This window comes from Rhodococcus sp. CX (genome assembly GCF_015865005.1).
In the GTDB taxonomy this organism is placed as follows: domain Bacteria; phylum Actinomycetota; class Actinomycetes; order Mycobacteriales; family Mycobacteriaceae; genus Rhodococcus.
This window is the reverse complement of the sequence record NZ_JADZGH010000270.1, coordinates 28,439-36,109: the sequence shown is the minus strand read 5'-3', so window position 1 is coordinate 36,109 and position 7,671 is coordinate 28,439. Positions and strand designations below refer to the sequence as shown.

Below are 7,671 nucleotides of genomic sequence, written 5' to 3'. Positions count from 1 at the left end.
CGTCGCCGGCCTTCCTGGCCGGGTCCTTGCCGTCGGTCCTGGACGAGCCTGACTTCGGTCCGAGTGCGGAGTAGTGGGCATGTCGCTCGTAGACGGTGGTCGGCGCCCACGCCCGACCGTCGAGTTCCTTCAGCGCGGCGAGTCTGTCGTCCGACTTGTCAAGGCGGAAGAGCTGCGGATGCGTTCCCGCCACGTGGTACGCCTCGAGGAACGCGTCCATCGCCGTCTTCCAGTTGCACGGTGCGATGATGCCCTTGCCCCACCGGTACCGGAAGTTCTCCAGCTGGAACGGTGCGAAGATCCGCGCGACCGGGTCGAGGTACTCGAGCAGCGGTACAGCCTCGGGATCGAGGTTGATGAAAACGAAGCCCCCCCACTGTTCGGCTCGAACGCGGACCAGTCCGAGGTCGTCGTCGGAACGGGGGACGAACTCCTCGCGGTCGAGAACGAGTCGGATGGACCCGTCAAGGTTCCAACGCCAGCCGTGGAACGGGCAGATCAGCGAGCCGACGCGCCCGCGGCCCCGGGCGAGCCGGGTGCCCCGATGACGGCATGCGTTGTGGTAGGCTCGGATTTCGCTCTTCGACTCACGCACGAGCAGGATCGAGAACTTGCCGATCTCGTACTCGACGAAGCACCCCACGTCCGGCAACTCTTCGACGCGGCACGCGATCTGCCACGTATGGGTGAACATCTTGTCGACTTCGAGTTTCTGGAACTCCGCGTCGATGTAGCGAGCCTTCGGAATGAAAGCTCGATCGAGTCGGTACTTCTCGGGCACCTTCTCGGGCGGCACGTCGCCCTCGAACCAGATGGGTCGATTCATCCGAAGCCCGTCTACGGCTGTCATCGCAACCACACTTCCTGTCACTGGCGTTCAATCGTGCGTATGCACGGGGGGATCCTGGCTCGTTTCGGTCTTCAGGCGTTCGGTCCGGCAATCTCGACGCCGTCGGCGATCCGGGCAACGTGGATGCAGTTTCCTGGGCATCCGTCAGCAGCGTCGATGACGTCGAGGCGAAGGCTTTCCGGCACGTTGGCGGACGCGCCTTCCTCGGTCAGCAGTGGACCGTCCGGCTCGCTCTTGACGTGGGCCACCCCGGCGTCGTCGAACTGGAAGACGTCAGGGGCGTACTGAACGCAGAGTCCGTCGCCGGTGCACAGGTTGTGTTCGATCCACACCCGGACTTCGTCACTCATGAGATATGCCTTCCTCATCCACTTACTGGTCCCGGCCTGTTGCGATCGGCCGGTACCGCGACGACTCACCGGCGTCGGTTCGGCTGGTGGTTTGGTGCCGTCGGCATCCGCTGTCGCCGCCGGAATTACGCCTGGGCTGCACATCCGGGCCGATCGGCCTCTGCAGTCGCCGTCGAACCCTGTGCGGCATCAGGCGCTAAAATCACTCTCCGCCAGCGCTTTCGGATTGTCCATTTGCCATTCCATCGAGCGGAATAGGCGCTGCGAACACGTCATTGCGACGACTTAAGCTGAGCCGGACACCGAGCGCCTCGTATCTCGGTGTCGGGGTTTGCCCGACGGTCCCCCGTACACAGAGTGGACACCGCTCGCCGGCCGATGTGCGCGTTCACCCTTCACGTCCCGAGGAGGAACACCGATGTCACTATCCACGCCGCCAGCCGAGCCGGACTCGACACGGGGATGGACAGTCACGATGATCATCGGCATCGTTCTCATGTCGGCAGTGCTCGAGGCGCTCTCACTGGGCAACAGCATGATCTCGATTGGTTTGCCCGACATTCTCGAGCGGTTTCCGACGACGCAGGGCGGCTGGCTGATCACCGTCTACTTCCTCGTCGGTGCTGTGAGTGCGCCACTCCTGGGCAAGGCAGCCGATCTCTACGGCGAGCGGCGGGTCCTGCTGATCACCATGGCCGTGGCCGGAATCGGTGCCCTGGTCTGCGCGATTGCCCCGTCCTTCACTGTCCTGCTGATCGGACGGATTTTCCAGGGCCCCATCCTCGCGACGCTCTCGCTGATTCCGTCCTTCATCCGTGACATCTATCCGCCCAGGCAGGCAGCGTTCGCCGCGAGCATCACCGTCACCGGGATGGGTGCCTTCGCGATCGTGGCACCGACTGTGATCGGATGGCTGTTGGAGAACCACGGTTTCCGCGGAATGTTCCTGTTCGATGCGGCCTGGACCGTCGGTCTGTGCGTCGCGATCCGGGTGATCCTGCCCGAATCGCCCAGCCGTCGCGAAACCAGGCCGGACATCCTCGGCGGTGTTCTCCTGGCAGGCGCCGTTGTTCCCGTTCTGCTCTACGTCAGCATGGGCCGGACGTGGGGCTGGCTCGCGGCCTCCCCGCTGCCGGTGACCGGTGTTGTTCTCGGGTGGGCGTTCGTGTTGCGAACGCGCACCGTCCACGAGCCCATCGTCAATCTCGCGCTCTTCCGGCGTAAGTCCCTCGTGTTCGTGGCGTTCGCCGGCGCTGTTGCGTATGCGGTGTCGGCAGCGACATACCAGATTGTGCCGCTGCTCGCGATGACCTCAAGGGACAACGGCATCACCTACGGACTGGGACTGAACAGCCTGGAGTATTCGGGTATCGCGACGCCTAAGCAACTGGCGACAGTCGTCGGTGGCGCGGTGATCGGCGTCCTCCTCGCGCGGGGACGAAACCCACGCACATTCTTGTCCCTGGGCATCGTGCTCTTCGCACTGTCGTCGGTGTCGTTTGCCCTGGCCCACGATACGTTCGCCATCGTGATGCTCGGCAGCCTTCTCCTCGGCCTGGCCAGCGGCGTCTCCAGCGCTGCGGTTCCGAACCTGGTCATGCGTGCCACGCCTGCCGGGGACCAGGGGTCGACGGCAGGAACTGTTCAGCTGTGCACCACCGGGGCATCGTCGATTCTTCCGGTCGTCATGTTCGCGGTCATGGCCCCGTACCTGGTGGCTGTTCCGGAAGGTGGTGTGTACTACCAGGATCAGGGCATCACCACGTGGCTGTGGATCTCGGCTGCGATCTGTATCGTGGCCCTCGTCGTCGGGTTCACGGTTCTTCGTGAACGGCGAGGCGAGGTCATCGAGGAGTTCTCGGCCAACACACCGGAACCCATGCCCGGCTCCGTTGGCGGCGTATTGCCGAGCACGGGCGATCTGGAGCGCAACCCGCTCTGACTTCACATTCGGGTTCTTGTCGGTCAGGTCGGCCGTCGCCCCGAGTCATCATCTTCGTACCAGGAGGTCGGCTCATGGCCGAGACCGTAACCACAGACATTCTCATCGTCGGTGCAGGCCCAGTCGGCCTGTTCGGTGCCTACACGGCGGGCTTTCGCGGCCTGTCCACCGTGCTCGTCGACGCGCTTCCCCAGTGTGGTGGGCAGATCGCCGCGCTGTATCCGGAGAAGGAGATCCGTGACATCGCCGCGGTCCCGGGGGCACTCGGCCGAGAGGTCGTCGCCGCACTCAAGGCGCAGGCCGACGCATTCGAACCGCGCTATCTCCTCGGCCGTGAAGCGGTCACCCTGGCCTCCTCACCGGAGGGCCGGCCGGTGGTCACCCTGTCCGACGGCACTGTCATCGACGCCGGAGCGGTGATCGTCACCGCTGGCATCGGAACCTTCACCCCGCGCACCCTTCCGGCGGGCGAGGAGTTTCTCGATCGCGGCCTGAGCTATTTCGTGCCGGACCCGCACGAGCACGCCGATCGTGACGTGCTCGTCGTCGGTGGCGGGGACAGTGCGGTGGACTGGGCGCTTGCGCTGCGGAAGGTCGCCCGCTCGGTGACGCTCGTCCATCGCCGTGGCGCTTTCCGTGCGCATGCCGCGAGCGTTCGGGAACTGCACGAGAGCGACGTCGCGATCATCACCGACGCGCAGGTGGAGTCGCTGCACGGCAACGGCACCGTACAGCAGGCACACGTACGCATCGACGGTCAGAGCGAGGTTCGGGTCGTACCTGTCGACGCGGTCGTCGCCGCGCTCGGGTTCATCAGCAACCTCGGGCCACTGACGGAATGGGGAATGGAGCTGGATCGTCGCACGATCGTCGTCAACACCAGGATGCAGACCTCGGTGCCGCGTGTCTATGCCGCAGGTGACATCACCTCGTACACAGGGAAGGTCCGACTCATGTCGGTCGGATTCGGTGAGGTGGCCACGGCGGTCAACAATGCGGCAGTGCTGCTGGATCCGACCCTGTCGCTGTTCCCCGGACACTCGACGGACGCAGCCTGAACCATATGCCTGACCGGAGTGGTCCGTGACCACTCCGGTCGCTCCGTCGCTGGCTCACGAGTTCGGTGTTCGGAAACGAAAGGGCCCCCGAGGTTTACAACCTCGGGGGCCTGACGTTGTGCGTGGACCTCGTGTCAGTCGTCTGCGCCGGCCATGTCCAGCGCGGCGATGTAGGAGAAGACCATGGACGAGCCGACCGGGCCGCCCGCACCGGGGTAGATCCGACCGGTCATCGGCGCCATGGTGTTACCCGATGCGTAGAGGCCGGCGATAACGGAACCGTCCTCACGCAGAACGCGGGAGTGGTCGTCGGTCTTCAGGCCGCCCTTCGTGCCGAGGTCCGACACCACGATCTGCGCTGCGTAGTACGGCGGCTTGTCGATCAGGCCCAGGCACGGATTCGGCCCGTCGTGGTGAGGGCCGCACGTGTTGACGATGTTCAGGTCCCATGGTGCGTCACCTCGGCCGAAGTCCTCGTCCTTGCCGCTGAGAGCGTACTCGTTGAACTTTGCGACGCTCTTCGCCAACGCTTCGGCAGGTACACCGATCAGGTCTGCCAGTTCGTCGAGTGTGTCGGCACGCTGGAGGACGCCGGCCTGCAGGAACTCGTCGATGTCGAACCAGTCAGTGGACTGCGGCGCCACCGGCGGAGAGGAGAACGCCCGTTCGTTGTCGAACTGGCGCTGATCGAACACCCAGTGGACAGGGATGTGGGAAACATCCGAATTACGATGGGCACGAAGAATTTCGTGACCGGACCGGTCGTACGGAAGCCGTTCGTTCATGAAGCGCTCACCGGCAGCATTGACCCAGATTCCGCTCCAGACCGACGTGTAGAACACGGGGCGGTCGTTGGGTACCACGAGGCCAGGAGCGAACCAGGCCTCCTCGAGGAGATCCGTCGCGGCACCTACGTCCATACCGGCGAGCAGGGCGTCGCCGGTATTGCCGGGTGCCCCCTGGGACCATTCTCCCGTGGTCTCCGGCTGGTACTTCTGACGGAACTCGGCATTGCGCTCGTAGCCGCCTGCCGCGAGGATGACACCGCGGCGGGCGCGCAGCGTGATCGGCTCTCCCCCGGATTCCGCCTCGACTCCGACTACCCGGCCGTCTTCGACAACGAGCCCTGTGAGCGGTGTGTTCGTCCGGATCTCGCCATTGCCGGTCGCCATGAAGGAGAGCAGCAGGCGGCCGATCAGTGCCTGCCCACCGGTCATCACGTCGCCGGGGTGGGCGCCGGATCGCTCGGCCCACTGTGGCCGACGTACCAGCGGTTCGAGATCGCCCAGCGCCGAACGATCGAGGGCTTCCGGGAAGATCGTGCGGCCGCCGGGAAGGCTGCCCGGTGCCTTCTCGAAATAGTCGGGGACACCGAGCCAGTAGAAGCGGCCCATCCACGAGTGGCTCTCGAGTTCATCGATCATGGGCGCTCCGGCGCTGAGGAAGGCTTCCCTCAGCGCAACGGGTGCGTCGTTGCCGACTATGGCATCGAGGTAGGGGCGTGCCTGGTCGGGTCCCGAATCCACCCCGGCGCGTCGCTCGGCCGCGTTGCCTGGCAGCCACAGCCCCGAACCCGAGTAGGCCGTGGTGCCACCGATGAACTCGGTCTTTTCGATGACCAGTGTTCGGAGTCCACGTGCGGCCGCCGCAACCGCGCCCACCAATCCCGCGCCCGAGCCGACGACGATGACGTCGTAGGTGTCTTCAGCCTCATTTTTATGCAATTTCATCCCTTTCCTGCGTCGCGGGGAGCCCCGAGACCGACCTGGCGGTCAGTGAGAGAGTTGGAAGCCTCTTCCAATTTCGTGAACATGTTCGCGCTCGCCTCGTCGAGTTCCATCACCTCGATGAAGTGCCCGAGTTCGGCAGTCAGATCCAGATATCCGAAACGGATGCCGCCGCTGACGCCGTACTGCGCCCATTCGCGCCCACTTCGCGCCACCATTGCCGAGGCCTCGTCGAAGTCGTCGACACGAAAACCGGCATGGTGGAAGGTTGCCGGGGAATCGGAGCGAAGCCTGCCGCGATAGAGGTCAACCGCGCCGGCAACCGGCCGAATGATCTCGATATTGGTTGCGCCTGCGTTGACCAGCGCCACGTCGATCACCCATTCCTCGGCGATCGCACCGTCGACAACGACGAATGATCCCTCGGGCGTGGCGGGCTTCGAAGCCGAGGGACTCTGCGTCCCGGCGTCGGGTGTTCGCCCCAATGACGAACGGTAACTCTTGCGGCACTGGACCGTTCCCAGTTTGGTTTCGAGGAATGCGGCCGCGGCATCGATGTCCTCGGTCACGTATCCCAACTGCATGCAGTCGCGCATCAGGTCGCTCAACGACTTCACAATGAATCCTCGTCCTCGGCATGGTATTTGTGCGCGGACTCATCCGACGAGTGCTCGGATGGCAATGTCCACGACGTACCTCAACTGTCGTCCCACCGGCACGACCCGGTCTACTGCGCATGCCATCTGGCGGAACGGGATTGGAAGCGACGTGTGCTGCGGTGCAGGTCCATGGACTCTCGGCCGGACGGAGTCGTGTGTTGACGCATCGGTCGGGAAGCGCTCACGATGGGGGAGTGAACACTCCGAACCGCGTATCGACGTGTCCCCCGGCTGTGGAAGGGGGCGCACCGGCCGGTGTCGCGCTTTCCGTGGCTGCCGCGCGGGCGTCGCGAGATGCATGCTCCCGCTCGGATTCCGAGCGTATCGATCACGTCCTGATCACTATGCGACGGGCGCTGCAGCAGGTGGAATCCGTCGGCCCCGTCGATGTCCCGCTTCTGGAGCGGGACACGACGTCCGGAGTTGTGATCGAGCGAGTGCTCGCGAACCTGATGGACATGGCGCTCGAGATCAACCGCCACGTCGCCCGGGCGAGTTCCCGGCAATTGCCCGGGACGTTCGCCGAGTCGTGCGTGGCTGCCGTCGGAGCCGGGTTGATCGATGCCGAACTCGCCGCCGAACTTCTGCCATCCGGCGGGCCCCACCACGTTCTGATGCAACTGTGCCTCGACACCGCGCCGGAACAGGTCGAGGGGGTGGTCGCCAGGGCTTTGGCTGCGTTCCGAGCGTTCGAGCGTAGCGCCACGGCCTGGGCGGGTCGACTCGACGTCGCCTGAGGCCCGCTCGAGAGAGCGGCGAGAGTGTTATCGCCGAGAAGTCAGTCGAGAATGTCGCGGACCTGCGTATTCTCGTTCCCCTCGAGCATCATGTCCCGCGCGACCTTCATGTGCTTGTTCCAGTGGGTGGAAGCCCCGTCGCCGTCGCGAGCGCGGAGCAGTTTGATCAGTCGGCGGAGCGAACGAACGAACAGCTTGTAGCGGTCCTGGGCGGCATCGGCGTCCGTGAAGGCGCGCTCGCGGGACACATTGGTGGTGTGCCGCTCGTAGATCTCGTGCAGCATGCCCGCAATCAATGCGAGCGTGGCATTGCCGGACAATTGGACCATCCGCAGGTGGAATCTCGCC

At 64.7% G+C, this 7,671-nt stretch carries 8 protein-coding genes; 3 read left to right on the top strand and 5 right to left on the bottom strand.

The features are described from left to right. Together I0Q12_RS30610 and I0Q12_RS30605 are read right to left on the bottom strand one after the other, a co-directional pair. Positions 1–826, bottom strand: an 826-nt coding sequence (locus I0Q12_RS30610) for a Rieske 2Fe-2S domain-containing protein (RefSeq protein ID WP_197257691.1), incomplete at its 3' end; no start/stop codon positions are given. 95 nt (positions 827–921) lie between these two features. Continuing rightward, positions 922–1,200: a ferredoxin gene (locus I0Q12_RS30605; RefSeq protein ID WP_197257689.1), complete on the bottom strand. Its 279-nt coding sequence runs from the start codon at positions 1,198–1,200 to the stop codon at positions 922–924. 475 nt (positions 1,201–1,675) lie between these two features. Between I0Q12_RS30605 and I0Q12_RS30600 the strand changes: the two genes are divergently transcribed. Together I0Q12_RS30600 and I0Q12_RS30595 are read left to right on the top strand one after the other, a co-directional pair. Next, entirely contained in the window at positions 1,676–3,142 is a 1,467-nt protein-coding gene (locus tag I0Q12_RS30600) for an MFS transporter (protein WP_197257686.1), read from the top strand. A gap of 74 nt (positions 3,143–3,216) precedes the next feature. After that, complete coding sequence (locus I0Q12_RS30595) at positions 3,217–4,200, top strand: NAD(P)/FAD-dependent oxidoreductase (protein ID WP_197257684.1); 984 nt, start codon at positions 3,217–3,219, stop codon at positions 4,198–4,200. A gap of 134 nt (positions 4,201–4,334) precedes the next feature. Here I0Q12_RS30595 and I0Q12_RS30590 read toward each other — a convergent pair whose 3' ends face one another. Both I0Q12_RS30590 and I0Q12_RS30585 read right to left on the bottom strand, forming a co-directional pair. Further along, a complete protein-coding gene (locus tag I0Q12_RS30590; protein WP_197257682.1) occupies positions 4,335–5,930 on the bottom strand; it encodes an FAD-dependent oxidoreductase in 1,596 nt (531 codons plus the stop codon). Beyond that, on the bottom strand, positions 5,927–6,544 hold the full coding sequence (locus tag I0Q12_RS30585) for a VOC family protein (RefSeq protein ID WP_307846654.1): 618 nt from the start codon (positions 6,542–6,544) through the stop codon (positions 5,927–5,929). Before I0Q12_RS30585 ends, I0Q12_RS30590 begins: the two co-directional genes overlap by 4 nt. Before the next feature lie 311 nt (positions 6,545–6,855). Between I0Q12_RS30585 and I0Q12_RS30580 the strand changes: the two genes are divergently transcribed. After that, entirely contained in the window at positions 6,856–7,323 is a 468-nt protein-coding gene (locus I0Q12_RS30580; RefSeq protein ID WP_197257680.1) for a hypothetical protein, read from the top strand. Between the two features lie 41 nt (positions 7,324–7,364). Here I0Q12_RS30580 and I0Q12_RS34410 read toward each other — a convergent pair. Beyond that, positions 7,365–7,671, bottom strand: a 307-nt coding sequence (locus tag I0Q12_RS34410) for an FCD domain-containing protein (protein ID WP_231611755.1), incomplete at its 5' end; no start/stop codon positions are given.

Bases quoted from the DNA above. Each gene is read 5' to 3' on its own strand.
- I0Q12_RS30605 (WP_197257689.1), bottom strand. From the start codon at position 1,200: ATGAGTGACGAAGTCCGGGTGTGGATCGAACACAACCTGTGCACCGGC.
- I0Q12_RS30600 (WP_197257686.1), top strand. From the start codon at position 1,676: ATGATCATCGGCATCGTTCTCATGTCGGCAGTGCTCGAGGCGCTCTCA.
- I0Q12_RS30595 (WP_197257684.1), top strand. From the start codon at position 3,217: ATGGCCGAGACCGTAACCACAGACATTCTCATCGTCGGTGCAGGCCCA.
- I0Q12_RS30590 (WP_197257682.1), bottom strand. From the start codon at position 5,930: ATGAAATTGCATAAAAATGAGGCTGAAGACACCTACGACGTCATCGTC.